This is a genomic window from Deinococcus proteolyticus MRP, assembly GCF_000190555.1.
Taxonomy (GTDB): domain Bacteria; phylum Deinococcota; class Deinococci; order Deinococcales; family Deinococcaceae; genus Deinococcus; species Deinococcus proteolyticus.
On record NC_015169.1, the window covers coordinates 1 to 21,906 of the forward strand.

The 21,906-nt window shown below is 62.0% G+C and carries 18 protein-coding genes; 11 read left to right on the forward strand and 7 right to left on the reverse strand.

Annotated elements, in window-relative coordinates; translation table 11 throughout:
• Positions 1–26 precede the first annotated feature (26 nt).
• The 4 genes from DEIPR_RS10270 to DEIPR_RS10285 are packed head-to-tail and all read left to right on the forward strand — an operon-like array spanning position 27 to position 3,677.
• The gene (locus DEIPR_RS10270) at positions 27–1,055 is read left to right on the forward strand and encodes a methionine ABC transporter ATP-binding protein (protein WP_013622887.1); all 1,029 of its coding nucleotides are present in this window, start codon (positions 27–29) and stop codon (positions 1,053–1,055) included.
• Positions 1,052–1,711, forward strand: a complete 660-nt coding sequence (locus tag DEIPR_RS10275) for a methionine ABC transporter permease (RefSeq protein ID WP_013622888.1) — start codon at positions 1,052–1,054, stop codon at positions 1,709–1,711. The genes DEIPR_RS10270 and DEIPR_RS10275 overlap by 4 nt, the downstream gene beginning before the upstream one ends.
• Before the next feature lie 15 nt (positions 1,712–1,726).
• Positions 1,727–2,689, forward strand: a complete 963-nt coding sequence (locus DEIPR_RS10280; RefSeq protein ID WP_342626729.1) for a MetQ/NlpA family ABC transporter substrate-binding protein — start codon at positions 1,727–1,729, stop codon at positions 2,687–2,689.
• Between the two features lie 46 nt (positions 2,690–2,735).
• Positions 2,736–3,677, forward strand: a complete 942-nt coding sequence (locus DEIPR_RS10285; protein ID WP_013622890.1) for a MetQ/NlpA family ABC transporter substrate-binding protein — start codon at positions 2,736–2,738, stop codon at positions 3,675–3,677.
• A 115-nt stretch (positions 3,678–3,792) separates the two neighbouring features.
• Here DEIPR_RS10285 and DEIPR_RS10290 read toward each other — a convergent pair whose 3' ends face one another.
• On the reverse strand, positions 3,793–4,839 hold the full coding sequence (locus DEIPR_RS10290; RefSeq protein WP_013622891.1) for an LLM class flavin-dependent oxidoreductase: 1,047 nt from the start codon (positions 4,837–4,839) through the stop codon (positions 3,793–3,795).
• A 604-nt stretch (positions 4,840–5,443) separates the two neighbouring features.
• Between DEIPR_RS10290 and DEIPR_RS10295 the strand changes: the two genes are divergently transcribed.
• A complete protein-coding gene (locus DEIPR_RS10295) occupies positions 5,444–6,466 on the forward strand; it encodes a GGDEF domain-containing protein (protein ID WP_013622892.1) in 1,023 nt (340 codons plus the stop codon).
• 57 nt (positions 6,467–6,523) lie between these two features.
• On the opposite strand, the gene DEIPR_RS10300 is transcribed toward DEIPR_RS10295, so the two are convergent.
• The 4 genes from DEIPR_RS10300 to DEIPR_RS10315 form a co-directional block, all read right to left on the reverse strand.
• A complete protein-coding gene (locus DEIPR_RS10300; protein ID WP_013622893.1) occupies positions 6,524–7,858 on the reverse strand; it encodes a hemolysin family protein in 1,335 nt (444 codons plus the stop codon).
• Positions 7,855–9,189 carry a hemolysin family protein gene (locus tag DEIPR_RS10305; RefSeq protein ID WP_013622894.1) on the reverse strand — a complete coding sequence of 445 codons (1,335 nt, stop codon included), beginning with the start codon at positions 9,187–9,189 and terminating at the stop codon, positions 7,855–7,857. The genes DEIPR_RS10300 and DEIPR_RS10305 overlap by 4 nt, the downstream gene beginning before the upstream one ends.
• A gap of 258 nt (positions 9,190–9,447) precedes the next feature.
• Entirely contained in the window at positions 9,448–10,503 is a 1,056-nt protein-coding gene (locus tag DEIPR_RS10310; RefSeq protein WP_013622895.1) for a DUF475 domain-containing protein, read from the reverse strand.
• Between the two features lie 295 nt (positions 10,504–10,798).
• Positions 10,799–11,107 carry a WGxxGxxG family protein gene (locus DEIPR_RS10315; protein WP_013622896.1) on the reverse strand — a complete coding sequence of 103 codons (309 nt, stop codon included), beginning with the start codon at positions 11,105–11,107 and terminating at the stop codon, positions 10,799–10,801.
• Positions 11,108–11,392: 285 nt separating this feature from the next.
• On the opposite strand from DEIPR_RS10315, the gene katA reads away from it, so the two are divergent.
• A complete protein-coding gene (gene katA / locus DEIPR_RS10320; protein ID WP_013622897.1) occupies positions 11,393–12,967 on the forward strand; it encodes a catalase in 1,575 nt (524 codons plus the stop codon).
• A 235-nt stretch (positions 12,968–13,202) separates the two neighbouring features.
• Here the strand turns inward: katA and DEIPR_RS10325 are convergent, their stop codons facing one another.
• Entirely contained in the window at positions 13,203–14,243 is a 1,041-nt protein-coding gene (locus tag DEIPR_RS10325; protein ID WP_013622898.1) for an MBL fold metallo-hydrolase, read from the reverse strand.
• A gap of 277 nt (positions 14,244–14,520) precedes the next feature.
• Between DEIPR_RS10325 and DEIPR_RS10330 the strand changes: the two genes are divergently transcribed.
• Positions 14,521–15,321, forward strand: a complete 801-nt coding sequence (locus DEIPR_RS10330; RefSeq protein ID WP_013622899.1) for a ParA family protein — start codon at positions 14,521–14,523, stop codon at positions 15,319–15,321.
• Positions 15,321–16,235 carry a ParB/RepB/Spo0J family partition protein gene (locus tag DEIPR_RS10335; RefSeq protein ID WP_013622900.1) on the forward strand — a complete coding sequence of 305 codons (915 nt, stop codon included), beginning with the start codon at positions 15,321–15,323 and terminating at the stop codon, positions 16,233–16,235. The genes DEIPR_RS10330 and DEIPR_RS10335 overlap by 1 nt, the downstream gene beginning before the upstream one ends.
• Before the next feature lie 121 nt (positions 16,236–16,356).
• Here DEIPR_RS10335 and DEIPR_RS10340 read toward each other — a convergent pair whose 3' ends face one another.
• Complete coding sequence (locus DEIPR_RS10340) at positions 16,357–17,751, reverse strand: replication initiator protein A (protein ID WP_169310703.1); 1,395 nt, start codon at positions 17,749–17,751, stop codon at positions 16,357–16,359.
• 773 nt (positions 17,752–18,524) lie between these two features.
• Between DEIPR_RS10340 and DEIPR_RS10350 the strand changes: the two genes are divergently transcribed.
• From DEIPR_RS10350 to DEIPR_RS10360, 3 genes are read left to right on the forward strand one after another with little or no spacing between them, the layout of a single operon-like run.
• Positions 18,525–19,802 carry a (Fe-S)-binding protein gene (locus tag DEIPR_RS10350; RefSeq protein WP_041222955.1) on the forward strand — a complete coding sequence of 426 codons (1,278 nt, stop codon included), beginning with the start codon at positions 18,525–18,527 and terminating at the stop codon, positions 19,800–19,802.
• Positions 19,799–21,199 carry an FAD-binding oxidoreductase gene (locus DEIPR_RS10355; RefSeq protein ID WP_013622904.1) on the forward strand — a complete coding sequence of 467 codons (1,401 nt, stop codon included), beginning with the start codon at positions 19,799–19,801 and terminating at the stop codon, positions 21,197–21,199. The genes DEIPR_RS10350 and DEIPR_RS10355 overlap by 4 nt, the downstream gene beginning before the upstream one ends.
• A complete protein-coding gene (locus tag DEIPR_RS10360; RefSeq protein WP_013622905.1) occupies positions 21,186–21,899 on the forward strand; it encodes an FAD-binding oxidoreductase in 714 nt (237 codons plus the stop codon). Before DEIPR_RS10355 ends, DEIPR_RS10360 begins: the two co-directional genes overlap by 14 nt.
• Positions 21,900–21,906: the final 7 nt, after the last annotated feature.

The following is a 21,906-nucleotide window of genomic DNA, read 5'->3' on the forward strand; positions in this document are numbered from 1 at the left end:
ACCGCTCACTCACGAAGAGGTATTCCGTGACCGTAGCGACCCCCTTCACCTCCAGCTCTGCCCCTACAGCTCCTGCCAAGCCCAGCGCGGCGCTGGAACTGCGCGGCATCACCAAACGGTTCGGCGCCCACACGGCGCTGGAAGACTTCACCCTCAGCGTGCCGCGTGGCAGCCGCACAGGCATCATCGGGCGCAGCGGCGCCGGCAAAAGCACCCTGGTCCGGCTGCTGAGCGGCCTGGATACGCCCGACAGCGGCGAGCTGTACCTGGGCGGCGAAAACCTGCTGACCCTGTCCCCAGCCCAGCGCCGCCAGCGCCAGGCCCGCACCGGACTGGTGTTCCAGCACTTCAACCTGCTCGCCCAGCGCACCGCCGTGCAGAACGTGGCCCTGCCCCTGGAATTCGCTGGAGTGCCGCGGGCACGCCGCGAGGCCCTGGCCCGCGAGGGGCTGGCACAGGTGGGGCTAGAAGGATTCGGGGACCGTTACCCTGCCCAGCTGTCGGGCGGGCAAAAACAGCGGGTGGGCATTGCCCGCGCCCTGGTCACGAACCCGGAACTGCTGCTGGCCGACGAAGCCACCAGCGCCCTGGACCCCGAAACCAGCGCCAGCATCCTCAACCTGCTGACCCGTATTCAGCAGGAGCGTGACCTGACCCTCATCATCGTGACCCACCAGATGGAAGTGGTCCGCAGCGCCACCACCCATGTGGCGGTACTGGACCACGGCCGCCTGGTCGAGAGCGGGGAAACCGGCCGGGTGCTGGCCAGCCCACAGCACATAACCACCCGCGCCCTGCTGGGAGCACATCAGCCGCAGGTGGCCCTGGCTCCCGGCGAGTCGCTGCGTCAGCTCACCCTGCCTGCGTTGGACGCGGCCGCGCTGGCTCAGCTGGCCGCGCTGGGCGGCCGGGTGGTCGAAGCCCAGCCCACCGTCATCGGTGGCCGTGAGCAGGTCCTGGTCTGGCTGGCCGCCCCTGAGCAGCTCAGCCTGCATGACCTGTACTCGCAGCTGCACACCCGCGTCCAGCCCACCCGGCCCGAGGTGGTGGCATGACCCTGGACGCTGCCGTGTGGCCCCTGCTGTGGAAAGCCACTCTGGAGACGCTGTGGATGGTGGTTCCCTCCGCGCTGCTGGGTCAGCTGCTGGGGACTGCCCTGGGTGTATGGCTCACCCTGACCCGCCCCGGCGGCCTGACGCCCAACCCGGCCCTGTTCCGGGTGCTGGACGCTGTCGTCAACGTGGGCCGCTCTTTTCCTTTCATCATCCTGATGATTGTGCTGATTCCGCTTACCCGTGCCTTGGTCGGCACGTCTATCGGCAGCACCGCTGCCATCGTGCCGCTGACCGTGGCCGCCGTCCCTTTCCTGGCGCGGCTGGTGGAAGGCTCACTGCGCGAAGTGCCCTCCGGCGTGACCGAAGCGGCGCGGGCCATGGGCGCCACGACCGGCCAGATTGTGACCAAGGTGCTGCTGCCCGAAGCTCTGCCAGGTCTGCTGCACGCCTTCACCGTGCTGGTCATCAGCCTGCTGGGCTACTCGGCCGTGGCTGGGGCCATCGGTGCGGGCGGCCTGGGCGACCTGGCCATCCGCTACGGCTACCACCGCTTCGACACCGCCACCATGACCGTGACCGTGGTGGCCCTACTGCTCATCGTGCAGCTGGTGCAGTGGCTGGGTGACCGTGCCGAGCACCACGCCGACCACCGCTGAAATACTGCCCCCCGCATGACCCCACCCGACCATAAGGAGCACCCGAAGATGCGCTACTCCCCTCCTCCGACCGCTCTGGCCACGCTGGCCCTGTCGCTGACGGCACTGCTGGCCGGCTGCGACAGCAAAACCACGGAAACCACTGTGACTTCGGCTGCCAGTACTGCCAGTGCCGCCGATAGCCAGAGCAGTTCCCAGGCCAGCAGCTCTCAGGCCAGCAGCACGGCAGCCACTGCCGCTGCACCGTCCAGCGGCGAATCCGTCACCCTGCGCGTCGGTGCCACGCCCGTGCCAGCCGGTGAACTGCTGGAATTCGTCAAGCCCCAGCTGGCAAAAGAGGGCATCAACCTCGAAATCACCGAGTTCACCGATTACGTGACCCCCAACACGGCGCTGGGCGAGGGCAGCCTGGACGCCAACCTGTTTCAGCACCAACCCTATCTGGACAGTTTCCAGGCCGACCGCCCGCTGAACATCGTGCCGGTGCGTCCGGTTTACCTGCCGCCGCTGGGCCTGTACAGCGAAAAGGTAAAGGCCCTGGCCGACCTGCCTGACGGCGCCACCATCGCCGTTCCCAACGACCCCAGCAACGAGGCCCGCGCCCTGAAACTGCTGGAGCAGGGGCAACTGCTCACCCTCAAGCCCGGCGCTGCCGCCAATGCTGGCCTGGAGGCTATCGAAAGCAACCCCAGGGGCTTCAAGTTTCTGGAGCTGGAAGCCGCGCAGCTGCCGCGCTCGCTGGCCGATACCGACGCCTCTATCGTCAACGCCAACTACGCGCTGGAAGTGGGGCTGAACCCCAGCCGGGACGCCATCTTGCACGAGGAAAAAGACAGTCCCTACGTGAATGTCCTGGCCACCACAGGGAACCGCGCGGACGACCCCAACATCGCCCGGCTGGCCGACGCCCTGACCACCCCGCAGGTGCGTGACTGGCTGCTGCAAAAGTACGGCGGCAGCGTCATTCCCGCCTTCTGAAGCCCGCCGCCTCACCACCCACTTTCAAGTTGAAAGGAACCTGACCATGACCCTTTTCCCTGCTTCCTCGGCCCGTTCGCTACCCGCCCTGACCCTCACCCTGCTGCTGGCCGGCTGCGCCGCTCCCGAAACGACCGAGACCACCAGCACCAGCACCACGACCACTCAGACCACGACCAGCCAGGCGACCACCAGCGGCACTGCCACGACCGACACCGCTTCGGGCGCTGCCACCGGGGCCAGTGCAGCTGCTGCTACGCCCGCCGCCGGTGGGGTGCTGCGCGTGGGGGCCAACCCCGTGCCTCACGCCGAGATTCTGGAGTTCGTCAAGCCGAAGCTGGCCGCCGAGGGCCTGGACCTGCAAATCGTGGAATTCACCGACTACGTGCAGCCCAACGTAGCGCTGGGCGAGGGCAGCATTGACCTGAACTACTTCCAGCACCAGCCCTACCTTGACGAGTTCCAGGCCGACCGGCCGCTGGGCATCGTGGGCGGCGCCAAGATTCATGTGGAGCCGCTGGGTCTGTACAGCGAGCGCTACAACGACCTCAGCGCCCTGCCGGACGGCGCCACCATCGCCATCTCCAGCGACCCCAGCAACTCAGGCCGCGCCCTGAAGCTGCTGGAAAAGGGCGGCCTGCTGACGGTGAAGCCTGAAGCTGGCATCAGCGCCACCGTGCTGGACATCACCGAGAACCCCAAGAAGCTGGAGTTCCGTGAACTGGAACCGGCCCAGCTGCCACGCTCGCTGGCCGACGTGGACGCTGCCGTCATCAATACCAACTACGCCCTTGAAGCGGACCTGAACCCCCTGGAAGACTCGCTGCTGCTGGAAGATGCCGACAGCCCCTATGCCAACTTCCTGGCCGGCAAGCCCGAGATGCTGAACGACCCCCGCTACAACCAGCTGGTGCAAGCACTGCAAAGCGAAGAAGTGCGCCAGTTCATTCTGGACAAGTACAAAGGCGCAGTGGTGCCGGCGTTCTAAACCAGTTTCTGCGTTTCCCAATGCGAAGGCCCCAGCTCCTCAAAGGTCCCGGCTCCCCAGTGGAGCGGGGCCTTTACTTTGGCGCTCTAGCGCTGCCGCCTAAGCGCTGGAGTGCTTAAACTCCGCCGGCAGCCGCAGTTGACTCTGCTGCGGGCGCGTCCATCAGACCAGCAGCCTGGGCGATCAGCCGGTAGCTGCGGCGCCGGGCCAGCGGGTCATGGGTATGGGTGGTGATCATCAGTTCCTGGGCGCCGGTGCTTGCCGCCAGGCCCTGCAGCCCAGCCCAGACCTCTTCCCCACTGCCGATGACGGCCTTTTTCAGCATTTGCTGCGGCGCGACTTCCATCTGCTTCAGCCACTCACGGGCATCCGTAGGGCTCATCAGCGGCCCACGGCGGCCCGCAGCGATGCCCAGGGCCAGAGCGGCGCCCGTCAGCGACAGTTCGTGGGCTTCGGCTGTGGTGGGGGCCGCCACGGCATTCACGCCCAGAATGGCGTACGGCTCCGCCAGATGTTGGCTGGGGCGGAAGTGCCGGCGGTAGGTGTCCAGCGCCTCACGCGGGTCGAATCCGCTGAAGTGGTAGGCAAAGGCGTAGGGCCGGCCCAGTCGCCCGGCCAGCTGGGCACCGAACAGGCTGGACCCCAGGATGTACAGCGGTGGCAGCGGCCCCTGCGGGTGAGCCTGCACCGTGCTGAACAGCGAGGTGCCCGGCCACTCGGCTTCCCCGGCAAAAGCCTGCAACATGGCAATCTGCGCCCCGAAATCGTCGGTCGCCAGGGCGTCAGGAGCGCGGCGTAGCGCCAGAGCGGTGCGGCCATCGGTGCCGGGGGCCCGGCCCAGGCCCAGGTCGATCCGGCCCGGAAACAGGGCTTCCAGCGTCAGGAAGTTCTCGGCCACTTTCAGCGGCGAGTGGTTCGGCAGCATGATGCCCCCCGACCCGATGCGGATACGCTGGGTGCGCTGTGCGGCCAGACCCAGCAGAATCTCGGTGGCCGAACTGACGAAGGTTTCGGTGTTGTGGTGCTCGGCCACCCAATACCGTGAGTATTGATAACAATCCGCCGCCTCTGCCAACTTAAGGCTATTTTCTAGGGCTTCCCCCGGTGTCATTCCCTCACTGACGGGGAACAGGTCTAACACAGAGAGCTTCAAATCAGTCATACCCTGTTCTACGCTGCCGCTGTAAAAAACAAAGTGGACTGATTACCTCTTGCTGCTGCCGGAGCGCTCATGCGGAGATGTGACCTCTGCAAAATTCTTCAAAGTGCCCTCGGAAACCCCTTTCATCGGCCATCGGTTCAGGGCCAGCAGCGCCGTATTCGGGGCCTCCATTCCTGTGGCACGGGTACTGGCCGCGCCCTGGCAGACACCCTGGCAGACAGCTTCCGCAGCAGGGACGAAGAACTAAGGAGGCAGGTGCTGTGATCGCTACCGAACCGCTGGCATCCGCACCCGAAATCCTGCTGCAGACGGGCGGCCACGACTCCGCCGCGAGTGGCGAGGGCGAGTACCAGCTCATCTCAGCGTTCAGGAGGGCTGGCGAGCAGGATAGGTGGGTCTTTGTGAGCATCGAGCCTAGGGGGGATATTCCCTCCCTTGCCTCTGCGTCGCCGAGCGGCACGAAACCGCTATACCGGCAGTTTCTCCGAACAGCGGCCCGGTGTCCGGCGGGCGCGGCCGTAGTCCAAGTCGGCAGAGATGGCCACGGCGTTGTCCGGCAGCAAATGTGCGATGCTGGTAATGCTGCAGCGACTAGAGTCCAAGTATGGAAGCTGTGCCCCGCGTTTATCATCCCCACGATGAAAAGCGCCGCCAGTGGTTCCGGGGGCTGGCCGCTAGCGCGGTGATACTCAATCTGCAGGTCGGTGTCCTGTCCTGGCTGGATGGTGACCACTTCCAGGGAGGACTGGGGGGGTTCACCGCTGCGGTCATGGCCCTCACCTGGTGGCTGAACCGTCGTCCCGACGTCAAGGTCAATTTCGTCCATTGGCTGGGCATCGGCGCGCTGGTTTTCCGGCTGCTGGGCGATATGGCACAGACCACCTGGCTGGGCGGTCCCCCCGGCATTCTGCTGACCCTGGAACTGATTATCCTGAGCGCCCTGATGCCCAGCATGCTGCCGCTGCGCATCGCTACTGGTTTCCCGGCCGTGCTGTTCGGGCTGTATCTCGCCATTGACGTGGTTTCGGGACAGTTCGACCTTTTCAAAGTGTTGCTGGTAGGCATCACGCTGCTGGTTCTGCGCTTCAGCGTCATTTACAGCCACTACGTGCTGGAAGAACAGTGGCAGAACCTGCGCCTTCAGGGCCAGCTCGCCACCGACACCCTGACGGGAGCCGCCAGCCGGCGGAGCACCGAGGAGCAGTTGCAGGCTCTGGTGGCGCAGCCCGACGCCTACGGCCTGGTTCTGATGGTCGACATCGACCATTTCAAGGAGGTCAACGATCAGCTCGGCCACGAGGCCGGTGACCGGGTCCTGCGCCACGTCGCCCAGAGCCTGATTCAAGCGGTGCGCAGAACTGATCTGGTGGGGCGCTGGGGCGGCGAGGAATTTGTGGTGCTGCTGCCCTACACGCAGCCGCAGAACCAGTCGCAGCACTTGGAGCAGCTGCTCAGGGCAGTGCAGCAGCCAAGCTCAGACGGCCTGCCCGGAGTGACCATCAGCATCGGGGCAGCCTCGCTGACCGAAGCGCACACTCCAGCGCAAATTCTGCGTCTGGCAGACCAGCGGCTTTATCAGGCCAAGATGCTGGGGCGCAACTGTTATGTGCCCGCGCCATCCCTCTGAATCCGGCCAGCTGAGAGGGTCATGGCAGGACCCGCACTGCGCCTGCTCAGGCCCCTCTCAAACCTGCATTTCCACCGTTGCAGGGCCTCCCTCAGGCCGGGGCCGCAGCAGCACACGGGTAATCTTCAGTCCCTGCACCTCCTCGGCGCTCAGGTCATAGCCGGGCAAGCTGACCGAAGTCCCCACACTGGGTAGCGTCCCGTGTTCGGCCAGCAGCACGCCGGCAATGGTGGTCGCCTCTTCACTCTCAATATCAATACTGTGATCTTCGCGCAGTTCGGACAGGGTCACTTCACCGTCCAGCAGCAAGGAGCCGTCACTCTGGACCCGGATCCAGTCGCTGAGCAGCGGGTCTTCATCTTCGATGACATCCGCAATCAGGTCGTCCATGGTCACCAGGCCCATGGTGCCGCCGTATTCGTCAACCACCAGCGCAGCGTGCATACGTTCACGCTTGAACAGGGCCAGCAGGTCTTCTGCCGACGCCGTGGCTGAGACACTGGCCAGACGGCGGACCAGCTGCGGCAATGGCGGCACATGTCCGCGCACCCGCGCCCGGATAAAATCTTTGGCCAGCAGCACACCCACCACCTGGTCCAAGCTGCCGTCGTACACCGGATAGCGGCTGCGCGGCGAGCGCACGATCAGGTCACTGATGTCCTGGAAACTGGTGGTCACGTCAATCGCCTCGATACGGGTGCGCGGGGTCATCAGTTCTTCAGCAGTGCGTTCCTCCAGCGCGAAGATGTTCTGGATCAGGTCGCGCTGCCCTTCTGCCAGCTGCCCGCCTTCGGTGCTTTCCTCGGTCAGGATAGAGAGCTCCTTGGAGGTGTACAGCGAAGCGTCGTCGCCCGGGTCCTTGATGCCCAGCAGGTGCATCAGACCCACGGCAATCCAGTTCAGCAGGCTGACCAGGGGCCGGAAGATCAGCGAAAAGGTCCGCATCAGCGGGTAGATGCGCAGGCTGACCTGTTCGGGCGTCTGCAGGGCCAGCGCTTTGGGAATCATCTCCCCGAACACCACATGCATAAAGGTAATCAGGCTCAGGCTGATGACCGTGCCCATGGTGTGCGCCGCCGCGTAGCTCAGCCCACCTTCTTCCAGCGGGTGATACAGCCAGCTGGCCACCTGCTGCTCGCCGTACATCCCCAGCCCGATGGAGGCCAGCGTAATGCCCAGCTGCGCCACCGCCACGTAGCGGTCCTTGCCCATGGGGCGGTCGAACACTTCCAACATTTGCCGGGCAGACCCGTTGCCGGACTCGGCCAGCGCTGCCATCCGGCTGCGCCGCGACCCCACCAGCGAGAATTCCGCCGTCACGAACAGGCCGTTCAACACCACCAGCGCCAGAATGACCAGCAGCGGCACCAGATACGTTAGGGCGCCGCTCACGGCTGCACCTCCAGCAGCTCAGTGTCTGGCCCGGGGCTGGGCAAATCGAAGCTGACACGGCGAACAGCGCGGCGGTCCATCGCCTCGACCCGCATCACCAGGCCGCCCACTGCAACCTGGTCGTCCACAGCCGGCAGACGGCCCAGCTCACTCCACATCAGTCCGCTCACCGTATCCACGTCCTCAGCGGGCAGCTCCAAGCCGTAGCGGTGGTTGAGCACTTCCAGCAGCACGTCGCCCCGGGCGGTGATGCGGGTACCGTTTTGTGTCATCAGCTCGTCTTCCTGGTCAAATTCGTCCTGCATTTCCCCGAAAATCTCTTCCAGTACGTCTTCAAGGGTGACGAATCCGGCCACACCGCCGTACTCGTCCACCACCACGGCGTTGGGCCGGCCCATTTCGCTCAGCTTGCGCCACAGATCCCCCACCGGCATGGCGTCGGCCACCACCAGCGGTGGGGTCATCACCTGAGAAACCGGGACATCCGGCGCCGCTTCGGACATCTGATAGAGCCGCCGCAGGGAGACCATGCCGCGCAGGTCGTCCACCGATTCACCGACCACCGGAAAGCGGGTGTAGGGCGTCCCGGCCAGCTCACGTAGGGCGGCACGCACGCCTATGTCTGCCCGCACCGACACCATCCGGATGCGCGGCGTCATGATTTCGCGCACCACCCGCTCTTCGATGCTGAAGACCCCAGCCACCATGTCTCGCTCGGCCGCGTCAATCAGACCGCCGGCCGCGCTGGCCTTGAACAGGCCTTCCAGCTCGTCCGGCGAGTGGACGTGGGAATGACTGTGGTTCACATTCAGGCCCAGCAGCCGCATGACCCCGAAAGCCGCACCGTTGAACAGCAGAATCAGGGGTCGGAACAGCAGCAAAGACAGCTGCATGGGGCGCAGCACAGCCAAAGAAAGTCGCTCGGGGTAGCGCAGGGCCACCGTCTTGGGGAGCAGCTCTCCCAGTACCACCTGCAGAACCGTAATCAGCAGCAGCACGGCGACAGCCGATGCAGCTGCCCCCCCGAAAGCACCCAGGTAAGGGGTCAGCAGAGGCGACAGCTGCGACTGACCAAAAGCACCGGCCAACAGACTGCTGAGCGTAATCCCAATCTGGCAGCCCGCCACATAGGTATCCAGTTTCTGCGCGTCACGCAAAATGCTGCTCAGGTCGGCCGCAGCAGAGTCACCACTTTCGGCCATTTCCTGCACGCGTGAGCGCCGGGAAGCGACGGTAGCGAACTCGGCCGCCACATACAGCGCGTTGACAGCCACCATGACCAGCAGAATCAGCAGGGGAATCGCTGCCGCCCACACACCGGCCGCAGTCATACTTCACCCCAGCGGCTCTGCCAGGCACCTGTCAGACCGCTCGGGACGCAGGGGAGCGCCAGCAAGATTGTGGAAAAAGCGGAACGGGAACTCGAAGGCTCTCCGTTGTCACTGCCAGGCAGAATCATCAGGTGGCATTATAGAGAATTGGTCTTCTCCCCTATTACCAGGTGTTTACTAAACCCTGGGACAGCGTACCTACAAACAGGCCCACCCGCTTGTCGCAGATGGGCCGGACGTGGGAGAAGGGCAAAGGGGTCAGTTCAGTCGCGCCTGCCGGTCGCGTTTGTTGGCCTGCAAACTGCTCCAGATGGCCAGACCGATGAAGCCGGCCCCGATAAGCCCCGTGACCAGCTCAGGAATGTGTACATCGCGGTTCATACTCAGCAGCATGATGGTAGCCAGAGCGCCAATGCCGTAGTGGGCGCCGTGTTCTAGGAAACGGTAGGCCTCTAGGGTGCCCTTTTTGACCATCATGATGGTCAGTGACCGCACAAAAATGGCTCCGATGGTCAGACCAGCGGCAATCAGCACCACATCTTTCGTGAGGGCAAAAGCACCGATGACACCGTCCAGCGAGAATGAGGCGTCCAGAATCTCCAGATACAGGAAGGCCGAAGCGCCAGCAGCGCCACTCTTCTCGGTCAGACCATCGACCTCGAACAAGTTACTGACCGTGTCCATCATCAGATACACCAACAGCCCCACCAGTCCGGCGCTCAGGGCTGAGAACTGCTCCGCCGGGGCGACCGTGTAGTGCACCAGTGCCAGCAGCAGTACCCCAACGATGATGCCCTGAATAGAATCCAGCTTGCCAGCGCGGGCCAGCAACCGCTCGGCGCGGCGCAGCCAGTGCACGTCCTTGGCGGCATCCATGAAGTACTTCAAGAAGACCATCATCAGGAAGGCGCCGCCGAACGCACTGATGGTGACATGGGCGCGTTCCAGATGCTCGGCGTACAGCTCCGGATTGGCGAAAGCCTCGCGGACCACTTCACCGAAGCCCAGACCTGCCGACAGGGCCACAATCAGAATAGGAAAGATAAAGCGCATCCCAAAGACCGCAATCAGGATGCCCCAGGTGAGGAAGCGCTGCTGCCACTTCTGCGACATGGTCCGCAGCACCGTGGCATTAACTACAGCGTTGTCGAAAGAAAGTGAAATTTCCAGTACGCCTAACAGTACGGCGATGGCCAGTGCCTGCCACATGGCGTCCAGACCACCGCCACGGGTATAACCGTCCCAGGCAGCCACCGCCAGACAGACCAGCGTGACCAGCGACGCGAACCCGAAAAACTCCTTGAATACCTTCATTCCACCTCCTGCAGGTGCTCTCCCTGCGGCCCCTCCTGCTTCCCAGGGCCGGGATAAGCCAGGACAGCCTCATTTGGACCAGCGCACTGCCTTTGAGCTTGAGTGCAGCCTGCACAGAGGCGCACCCACTGATAACGGCCCAGTCTACTCCGCTGGGTTGGGCTGGTGCTGCAACGTGGATACCGTCCGGCAACAGGCAGCATCTCAACCTATAGGCCTATGAGCAGCGATGCCCACCAAAAACAGGCCCCCGACTGGGAGCCTGTTGGTGTGACTAAAATCAGCGACTGTCCGCTTAGCGGCGGGTGGTGTCGTTGGTGTGGGTGGTAGTGGTGTGAGTGGTCTGGGTAGGGGTGGTGTGCACAGGAGCGGTGCGGACCACATGCTCGGGCTCACGGCGGCGGCCAGCCAGACCAGCCAGACCCAGCAGACCCAGCCAGCCCCAGTCAAAGCCGTCGTTTTCGCGCTCGACAGTGGTGGTGGTGGTTTCGGGGGTGGAGGTGGTGCTGGTGGTGGTTTCGCTGGTGGTCTCGGTCTGAGCGGAAGCGGTGATAGGGGCGGCCAGCAGGCCAGTCAGCAGCAAAGTGTAAGTTGCTTTTTTCATGTCGTGAATCTCCTCTTTCGGGTAGGTCAGTGTTGGAATCTCCAGTGTGGAGCGCCCAACTGCTGACTTCTGGATAGCAGTTTGTGGCCTTCACCAGTCCTGGACCTGAGAACCACCTAAAGGTTATTTATCCAACTCACAAGATGCGGGGGGGAAACCTTTAGAGACGTCTCTTGAGGCCGCGCTCTTCAGTCGCGAAGCAGAGATCATAGCGAGACGCTCAGGTCAGCAAATGGCCATCACATTTCCCTTTACCAGTCCGGCCCATTAGGGTAAGGTGGACCTATGAATAGGAATGATTCTCAACAAGACCAGAACCTGATTCACCAGGGACGTGCAGCCGAGACGCTGACCACCCGTCAGGGGCACCCGGTTCACGACAACCAGAACAGCCGCACGGTCGGAAGCCGCGGCCCCATGACCCTGGAGAACTACCAGTTCATCGAAAAGATCAGTCACTTTGACCGGGAACGTATTCCCGAACGTGTTGTGCATGCCCGTGGGGCCGGTGCTCACGGTGTCTTCGAGGCGACGGGCCAGGTCGGCGACGAGCCTGTGAGCAAGTACACCCGCGCCAAGCTGTTTCAGGAAGCTGGTAAGCAGACCCCAGTATTTGTGCGGTTTTCCACTGTGGGACACGGTACCCATTCCCCCGAAACCCTGCGTGACCCGCGCGGATTCGCTGTCAAGTTCTATACGGAAGACGGCAACTGGGATTTGGTCGGCAACAACCTCAAAATCTTTTTCATCCGTGACGCCATCAAGTTCCCAGACCTGATTCACTCGCAGAAGCCCAGCCCCACCACCAATATTCAGAGTCAGGAGCGCATCTTTGACTTCTTCTCGGGAACGCCTGAAGCGATGCACATGATTACCCTGCTGTACTCCCCCTGGGGCATTCCGGCAACTTACCGTCATATGCAGGGCAGTGGCGTGAACACCTATAAGTGGTACAACCAAGCCGGTGAGGGTGTGCTGGTCAAGTACCACTGGGAGCCCAAGCAGGGTGTGCGCAACTTGACCCAGGCAGAAGCCGACAAGGTCCAGAGCACCAACTTCAACCATGCCAGCGAAGACCTGCATGCTGCCATCGAGCGCGGCGACTACCCGCAGTGGGACCTGTACGTACAGATTATGGAAGACGGCGCTCACCCTGAGCTGGACTTCGACCCCCTGGACGACACCAAAATCTGGCCCCGCGAGCAGTTCCCCTGGCGGCACGTAGGGACTATGACCCTAAACCGCAACCCTGAGAATGTCTTTGCCGAAACCGAGCAGGTGGCTTTCGGCACCGGAGTGCTTGTCGATGGTCTTGACTTCAGCGACGACAAGATGCTGCAGGGCCGCACCTTCTCGTATTCCGACACCCAGCGCTACCGCGTCGGCCCCAACTACCTGCAGCTGCCCATCAACCGGCCCAAGTGCCAGGTGGCGACCAACCAGCGTGACGGCCAGATGGCCTACCATGTGGACACCTTCCCGGGTCAGGACGCCCGCGTCAACTATGAGCCCAGCATCCTGAGCGGTCCTAAGGAAGCCCCCCGCGAGCACAATCCCCACACCCCTTACGTAGAGGGTCAGCTGGTGCGTGAAGGCATCGACCGCCCCAACAACTTTGGTCAGGCTGGTATGCAGTACCGCAATTTCGCCGACTGGGAGCGCGACGAGCTGATCAGCAACCTTTCCGGAGCGCTGGCCGGCTGTGACGAGCGCATCCAGAAGAAAATGCTGGAATACTTCTATGCCTGCGACGAGGACTACGGTAAGCGCGTGGAAGAAGGCATCAAGCAGCTGCAGGGTAAAGGTGAAGCCGAAGCCCAGCCGCAGGAATATGGCCGTGAGGCCAGCAGCCTGTACTAAGTTTCCCCTTATCTAGCAAAGCCGAGCCGCCTGCCCAGGGCGGCTTTTGCTTGTGGTAGGCACGGCCCGACTTTCATCAACTTTCAAGGTGAAAGTCGGTTTGCTACCCTGCTGCCGTTTCTCTGGCTCTCTACCCTGCTGGGATCAGGAACCTCGCCGGCCAGCATGTCCTTGATCGCTGACTTTCAACATGAAAGTTGGACAATCTAGCCTGTCGGCAAACGCTTTCAGCAGTTCAGACCCCAAGCTCGGCGGTTTGTTCCCCTAGGGTCCAGGTGGCCGCTCCCTGCTTACCCCGGGCTTCAGTAAGTACGTTCCGCTCTGCCAAATACTCTACCAGCGCAGCAGTTTGGCTGAGGAGGAGCCGCGCCCGTGGAGCAGGCTGGTCCGGGTAAAGCACCTGCGCTATCTCGAAGATAGTGCGGCCGGGTGCGGTCCCCACCTGCTCTATCACTCTCTCCAGTTTACCTATCACTTTTTGCCGCACCGCCTCGACCCGCTGGTCAGGCCGGTCTATCGGCAAGCCATGACTGGGAAGTACCTGGCGAATCCCAGGACGCTGTTCAACTGCCCTGAGTGAGCGCAGATAATGGTTCAGTCCCAGGAAGGGCCGAAGCCGCTCTGGCCAGAGCGGAGGTAAGCTTCCAGGGAGCAGGTGGTCTGCCGTCAGCAATACTTCATCTATGCCCAGTGCCACTTGGCCGGCAGCATGACCAGGAACATGAATGACCTGAATAAAGCCGTCAAGCAGCTCCTGTAGGGAAAGCTCAGTGGCTACAGTCACGCCTGCTGGAATCACCGGCCTTTTCTGGGTCGCCAGCCAGGCGGCAGACATCTCTTCAGGAAGGCCCACCCAGCGATAGACCTCTTGCTGCACGCTTAAGGAGCGCTGCTGCGCATCGAGCGGATCACGGAGGGACTCGGCAGCCAGCGGATGGGCAGCCAGGGGCGCACGAGTATGTCTCTGGAGCAAAGGCAGTCCCCCGATGTGGTCCGGGTGCTCATGGGTCAGGATGATGCGGTCCAGTGCCTCCAGGCCAACCTGTTCACCATACGTGGAATGCAGGTGATCCAGACCACCCAGAATCTGCTGGAAACAGGCGGGCCGCTCACTGCCTGTGTCCACCAGTGCCCGGTACGTTGGCTGCGAGACGGGGCCGCGCAGAATCACGAACACGTTGACAGGCAGGGAACGGTAGGCGTCCACTTCCAGGGTGTAGATGCGGGTTCCGGAGTGAGTGACAGTCCGGCGAACTGAGGGGGGAAAGGCGGTCACAGTTTCTACTATAGGTCTGTCCTGCCAGGAGCGAGCCTGCCACGCCGCCCACCACTTTCAACTTGAAAGTCACCTCCAACCCGGGTGGCTATGGCGTCGGCATCTTCCAGAGCTGGCACCAGAGCTGGTAAATGTGCGCTCCCCGGCTCTCAGAACCGGCTTGCCACTGCGCCAGTCCGAGAGGTGCGCCGTATACTTTCAAGTTGAAAGTGGCAATGTTCCTATGTTTCGGTCATTGCCGGAATCTCGGATTTTTCCCGCTAACACGAGGAGCCCCATGAAAATACTTAGTTTCTGGAATGAGGCCGGTGGAGCCACCAAGACCACTATGGTGGCTGAACTGGGCTATCTGCTTTCCACCCGCCAGAACGAGGCAGGTTCGGCCAACCGGGTTCTGCTGATCGACCTTGACCCGCAGCGCAGCCTGACGCGCCGCATGGGCCTGCTGGATGATCCGTCCAGCAAGGCTCACCGCCTGGGAGCGACCCTCAACATCATCTTGCAGGAGGCGGAAAATGACTTCCCCGAGCCGTTTATCCCAGAGCGGATGCCTGCCCTGCGCGTCATTCCTGCCCATCAGCAGCTGCGTTCACTGGACAACATCCTGATGACGGATGACAGCCTCCTTATCGGCCTACGGGACGCCCTGCACCGCCTAGAGGCGGATTACGACTACATACTGATTGACACACCACCCAGCAACGGTGGTCTGACACGTGCCGCCCTGGTCGCCTCGGACGCTGCGGTCATTCCAATGCCTACCCATATCAAGTCGGTAGAAAATATTGAGAATGTGACGCAGGTGCTGGCGCAGTGTCGGCGCCTCAATCCCTCGCTGCAGATCGCTTCTTTTATTCCAACCGTCTACAACAAGCAGCGTACGCAGGACCGCGAGATCTACGAGATGGTGGCCCAGCAGCTGAGCGACCTAGCTCCCATATCGCCACCCGTCACAGAGCGCCCCGCCATTTTCCGGGACGTGCTCCCTGCGCGCGGGGCTGTGGCCCTGGACCAACCGGGTAACCCGGCCACCCAGGAGCTGAACGCTGTTCTGGACCATCTGCTGGAGGTCATCTGATGGCAAAAAAGGTCAGTGCTGCTTCCCGCATCAATCTAGGAAAAGCTGTAGAAAACTACCGGCGCGAAGGTGTAGATCAAGTTGAACTGGACCAAATCGTGGTGATTCCAGGCCACAATCCACGGGGATATGCGACCGGTGACTCAGCCTTTGAGGGGCCGGCGTTCGAGGCACTTGTACAGAGTATCCAGTCCTTCGGAGACGTATTCCAACCGATTGTGCTGCGGCGGAAATCCTCCAGCAACCTCTATGAACTGATTGCCGGTGAACGGCGTTGGCGAGCCGCCAAAGCTGCCGGTCTGACCCACATCAGTGCCCTGGTACATGAGTTGGATGACGACCAGATTGTGCGTATAGCGCGCGAAGAGAATGAGCTGCGCGAGTCGGTCAGCGGCATTGATCTCCTGTTCGCCTCTTTGGATCAGCTGGCCAACCGTCTGGAGGTGCCGGTACGGGAGTTACGCAGCGTTCTGATTCGTGCCCGCGATACAGGCCCTGACTTTGCAGAGGGGTCACCAGAGGGGCGGGTTGGACAGTGGATTAAGGCCCTGGGCCTTCCTAGCTTGGCCACTCTGGTCCGTTCATCGCGCTTGCTGGAACTGACACCTGACGAGCGCCAGGCCATGCGAGAAGGGCTCAGTCAACAAGCAGCTCTGGCCCTTTTGGATCTGGAAGACCATCCCAAAAGGGGAGAGCTTTTACGGCAAGCCTTGGCGGAAGGGTGGAGTGCCCAGCAGCTGCGCGAAAGGATCGTTCAGTTGCAAGGGAAGGAAATCTCGGGCGTTCAGCAACTCGCCCGCGATGTACGCCAGCAGCTTAAGCCGCGTCAGTTGGCCCGCCTGCCCATCCGGAAGCAGCAACGGGTAGAACGGCTTCTGGAAGAGTTGCATAAGATTCTGAATGAATCCAGCTGAGAGGCAGGCCCCTGTAAACGTTATTAAGGGGCCTGCAAACCCTTGCCCCAGCCCCAAGGCCACAATTCCTCCTGCAAGGCCTTTAGGACACCTTACAGGAGCCGCAAGAAGCATCCGTCGTCTAATCGCCGTACGCCTCTCGAATCTCATGGGCAAAATCTCCCAGACGGAGCTCAGAGGCCGCCCGGATAACGGTGCGGTAAATTTCGTATGGCTCAACCTCTCCTTCGTGCATCGATTTGAGAAGCGCCTTGAGAGACTTTTCCGATACTTCGCGGCCGATAAACATTCGAACCTGATTCAGGGCCCGAGCGGCCTGTTCGGATTTATCAAGGCCTAGAAATTCTTTTTCAAGCTGGCGATTAAGCTGGGCTTCTTCTGCTTCTATCCTTTTAGCAATACTAGCAGCTTGAAGAGAAGCTTCAGCCCGCTTGGGCTCCGCCTGATACCCCTCAGGATCAGCGTACTTGCCCGAAATATCCCTGATAACGTCTACAAGTAGGGCGCTTTTTTTACGAGCCTGGTAACCACTCTTGATCATGGCTTCGAATTTCTCAAGTTTCTGAGTTACCAGTGCTTCTCCATACTCAGAAACCAGTTTGCGTGCGACAGTAGGAGCTACACCATAGCGCCGCAAGGCATCTGTTACTGGAGCATCCGGAACAACTTCAATCACCGGCTCAGGTGCGGGAGTGCTGGTGGGAAGATCGCCAAATCTATAAATGATGACAGTCTCGCCCCTGGCACCTTCATAATCTACGGAAGAAAGATAGCCACGCTCAAGAAGTTCTTTGTGGGCACTTTCAAGATTTCGCTTAATGCGCGCCGGCACAGTTTCACGTAATTTGCATTCCCTAGCCCATTGCTGAAGATTAATACGAAATTCCGCAGCAGCCTGCATTTCAGCTCCAGGTTGATAGCGATGGGCATCCAATACTCTGTAAAGGCTGCGGGTGAGAGAGCGTTTTAAACTTAGAACAAAGCTCATATCTAAAGGCTTTAGATATTTCTCCCTAATACTTTCAACCACAGGGCGTGCCAATTGAATCTTAAGCGTTGTTCCACTGCCAAAACCTAGCCCGTCTTGTGTTTCCGCAGTAATGCGCTCGATGATATTGAACTTAACTGTGGTCCAACGTTGCCTCTTATGGTCACGCCAGGATTCGCTGGCAGTGTAAGTAGCGGCTTTCAAACGGTCCAAACTCTCCTGAAGAGATTGATAATATTGTCCAGAATCAGGGAAACCAGCTCTCTGTAGAAGCTGATAAGCCGTAGTATGGACAATTCCGGATTCTGGAGCGCCCTGCTCGAGGTACATCACATTCAGGATGGTCGCAAAATCTCCGTCTAGACCATGAGGAACTCCACCATACTCGCCCGGCGAAATACAGGTCAGCCGCGCTGGTCGCTCATCCACCATGAATTCGATATCCCAGCGAGTGTAGTCATCAGGAATACGTTCCTGGACACAAATCAGACCTAGCCGGGCGGAATTGGCTTCATCGAAACGGTCCAACTGTGCGGGTGGAGTGGGCGGAACGGCTTTGAGTTTGCCAGAGCGTGACAAGTGTATTCCCCTTTGCCGCACTATACCCAAGACCTGGCCAGAGTATGACCCGGCCCAAGTCATGACCCAGTGAGCAGGGCGAAGCATCTGATGATGTTCTTTGATGTATTTGATCTTTTAAAAGATATATGATGATCATCATCAAGGGCTGCAGGGCAACTTGCGTGCTGGACGACAAAATTTGAGTGAACATGCCGAGTAAATCGGGTGGAATTACAAAAAACATGCCGAGTAAATCGGGTGAACATGCCGAGTAAATCGGGTGGAATTACAAAAACATGCCGAGTAAATCGGGTGAACATGCCGAGTAAATCGGGCGTTGGCCTGTGGATAACTCAGTCGAACATGCCGAGTAAATCGGGTGAACATGCCGAGTAAATCGGGTCAGATAGGGCTTCCACTACCGATTTACTCGGCATGTCGGTTGCAAACATGCCGAGTAAATCGGGTGAACATGCCGAGTAAATCGGGTCAGATAGGGCTTCCACTACCGATTTACTCGGCATGTCGTTTCTGCCTCCCAATACCTGGCGTATCTAAAAATTTTCAATGTCTCGGTGGGATTTTTTCTGTCTCCATGTTCTGAGGTTGAGGAGTAATTCTCCAACCGCTCTTCCCAGAACATGCCGAGTAAATCGGTAGCGGGGTTCGCTCTTCTGAATTCCGAACTTGAGGGTTCCGGCTCGGCTCTGCAGAGGGACAGCGGGTACACTATTGGCACCGTGAATCACGAAGTGCCTGTATTCGAGCTCGGCCCACAGGGCGAGGTCATGGCCCACGCCGTTGAGGCGTGCGTACACTGTGGCTTTTGCCTTCCGGCCTGTCCCACCTACGCACTGCTGGGCGACGAAATGGACAGTCCACGTGGCCGCATTGTCCTGATGAAGGAAGTGCTGGAAGGGGATCTGGAGCTGGCTGACGCTGCTCCCCATCTGGACCGCTGCCTAGGTTGTCAGGGCTGTGTCACGGCCTGTCCCAGCGGGGTGCCTTACGGTGAGCTGATCACCAGTTTCAGAGGGTGGAGCGAGCCGCAGCGCCAGCGCCCCGTGCTTGAGGAAGCTCGCCGGGCGGTGGTTCTCCGGGTGCTGCCTTCGCCTCAGGTCTTTCATGCCGCTGCCACTCTGGGGCAGTACGTCAAGCCGCTCTCACCACTGCTGCCAGCCCCGCTGAAACCTGCCCTGGACCTGCTGCCAGACCGGTTACTCCAGCGCACCCAGTGGCGCCCCCTCTACCCGGCGCAGGGACAGAAGCGCGGCCGGGTCGCCCTGCTGGCTGGCTGCGCCCAGCAAACTCTGGCGCCCAACTTTAATGAGGCGACCATCCGGGTACTGACCCTTAATGGCTTTGAGGTGGCGGTGCCGGCTGGACAGGGATGCTGCGGCGCGGCGGCGCTCCATACCGGAGAGCGTGGGCTGGCGCTGCAGCAGGTCAGGCGCAATCTGCAAGCTTTCGGAGGGGGAGAATACATGGCCATCATCAGTAACGCAGCTGGCTGTGGCGCCGGGCTCAAAGAGTATCCGGTGGTGGTGCGCGGCCTACCTGAACAGGCGCAGGCTGAAGCCTTGGCAGCTCAGGTGCAGGACGTGAGCGAGTTCCTGGGTGGCCTGCTGAGCAGGGGAGAGCTCCGGCCCACATTGCCGGCCGCCCGGCCGCTGCGGGTGGCCTACCATGACGCCTGCCACCTGGCCCATGCACAGGGGATTCGCCGTGCACCGCGAGAGCTGCTGAGCTGGATTGATGGCGTCGAAGTGTTGGAAGTGCCACACGGCGACCTGTGCTGTGGGTCAGCAGGCACATACAACATTGAGCAGTCGGAACTGGCAGGGCAGCTGGGCCGGCTCAAGGCAGGGCATATCCTGTCGGTGCAGCCGGACCTTATCGCTTCAGGCAATATCGGATGTCATACCCAGATTTCCACCCATGTCCGGCGGCAGGGAAGTGGGGTTCAGGTCCTGCATACGGTTGAGATTCTGGACCTGGCCTACCGGGGCGAGCTGTGACGGTTACCGGCGAGTTCGCCCGGTTGCAGCGCCGGCTGGGCGGAGACAAGGTGCTGCTGCGCCCAGCCGAATGCAGCAGCTACCGCTACGACGCTATTCAGTTCGGTACGCGGCCGCTGGCCGTTGTCCTGCCCGAGACGGTGGAAGACGTGGTAGAGGCGGTCCGGGCTGCCCGCGCAGCCGGAGTGCCCGTGGTCGGACGCGGCGCCGCCAGTGGCCTGAGCGGAGGTGCTGCGCCGGCCCAGCCGAGTCTGGTGGTCAGTTTCACCCGTATGACCAGCCTGCGAATTCTGCCCCAGCGGCGCGAAGCAGTGGCTCAGGCCGGGGTGGTCACGCTGGCCGTCTCGGAGGCAGCGCGGCCCTACGGCCTGATGTATCCGCCCGACCCGGCGTCGCTGCGGACCAGTACCATCGGTGGCAACTTGGGTGAGAACGCCGGCGGGCCGCTGTGCTTCAAATATGGCGTGACCGGTGACTACGTCAAGGCCCTGCAGATGGTGGACGCGGAAGGCGAAATCCACCACCTGTCCCGCGGCGCCTATGATCTGGCCGGCCTCCTGATCGGGTCGGAGGGCACCCTGGGGCTGATAACGGAGGCCACGCTACGGCTGGTGCCCCCGGCGCAGCACACTCTGACCTTGCAGGCCAGTTTCGGCTCGGTGGAGGCCTGCGCCGCGGCTGTGAGTGCCGCCATTTCGGCCGGGGCGGTGCCGGCCAAGCTGGAGTTCATGGACGCCGCCTGCATCGGTGCAGTGGAGGATTACTTGAACCTGGGCCTGCCCCGGCACGCCGCTGCGCTGCTGCTGGTAGACAGCGACGGCGACGACCCGGCCCAGGTGGAAGCGGAGCTGGCAGTGGTGGAAGCTGCGTTCCGGGCGGCCGGGGGAGAGGTTCGCCGCGCCCGCAACCCCCAGGAGGCGGCGGCGCTGTGGCAGGCGCGGCGCTCGGTGTCGCCGGCACTGGGCCGCATTCGCCCGGCGCGCATGAACGAGGACATCGCCGTGCCGCGCTCGCAGCTGGCGCAGGTGGTGGCCGAAATCCAGGCGGTGGCTGCGCCCTACGGGTTTCCGCTGGTGCAGTTCGGGCACATCGGAGACGGCAACCTGCATCCCAACATCTTGTTCGACCCCCGCCAGGACGACCCAGCCCAGGTGCATGAGCTGGCGCACCGTATCGCTCAGGTGGCGCTGCGCCACGGCGGCGTGCTGAGTGGCGAACACGGTATCGGCTCCATGAAGCGGGCCTTTATGGCTGAGGCGGTAGACCCCAGCACAGCTGCCGCCTACTGGGCTGTCAAAGACGCTCTGGACCCTGCCGGGCGGCTTAACCCGGCCAAGCTGCTGCCACCACGCGCCGCGCGCCCCGTAAGAGGGGAGGAGCCCCATGTCGGTGCTTGAGCTGAACGCCGCTGACCAGACCGTGACCGTGAGTGCCAGTTGCTCCTGCGCCGAGCTGTACGCCGCTCTGCCCCCTGGCCTGCTGCCGCCGGTGCCTCCGCTGGAGCTGCCGGGCGGGGTAGGCGGACTGGTGACACGCGGCGGCTTCGGGCAGCTGTTCTTCTTCTCGGCGGATGTGCTGGGGCTGACCTTCCATTCCCCATCTGGACGCCGCATTCAGGCCGGGGGACGCACGGTCAAGAACGTGCAGGGCTACGACCTGACCCGGCTGTTCGTCGGCAGTTTCGGGGCGCTGGGCGAGCTGGAACAGGTCACGCTACGGCTGCGGCCTGGGCACTGGTCCGCCTGGACAGGGCCAGGTGGCCCGGAAGCCCTGGAACAGCTTCCCGCCCAGGCCCGCTTCGGCTGGCTGGACCGAGTGGTCGCGCCTGACTTGCAGCTGCGGGTACTGTTCGCTGGCCCGGTTTCCAGCACTGTTACAGGCAATGCTACGGGGGCTGGGACCTTTGCAGACGCTGGGACCTTTGCGGACGCTGAACCGGTCACGCAGGTGGAGGACTGGTCTGCCCGCTTCCCCAGGGGTCTGGGCGTGGCGACCGGCCCGGCAGCGCAGGTACAGGACGCCCGCTTCGGCTGGGCAGACGGTGGGGCCCGTCCGGATGTGCCGCCCCTCTTTCAGCGGTTGGCGGAGTCGTTGTAAGCGGCTC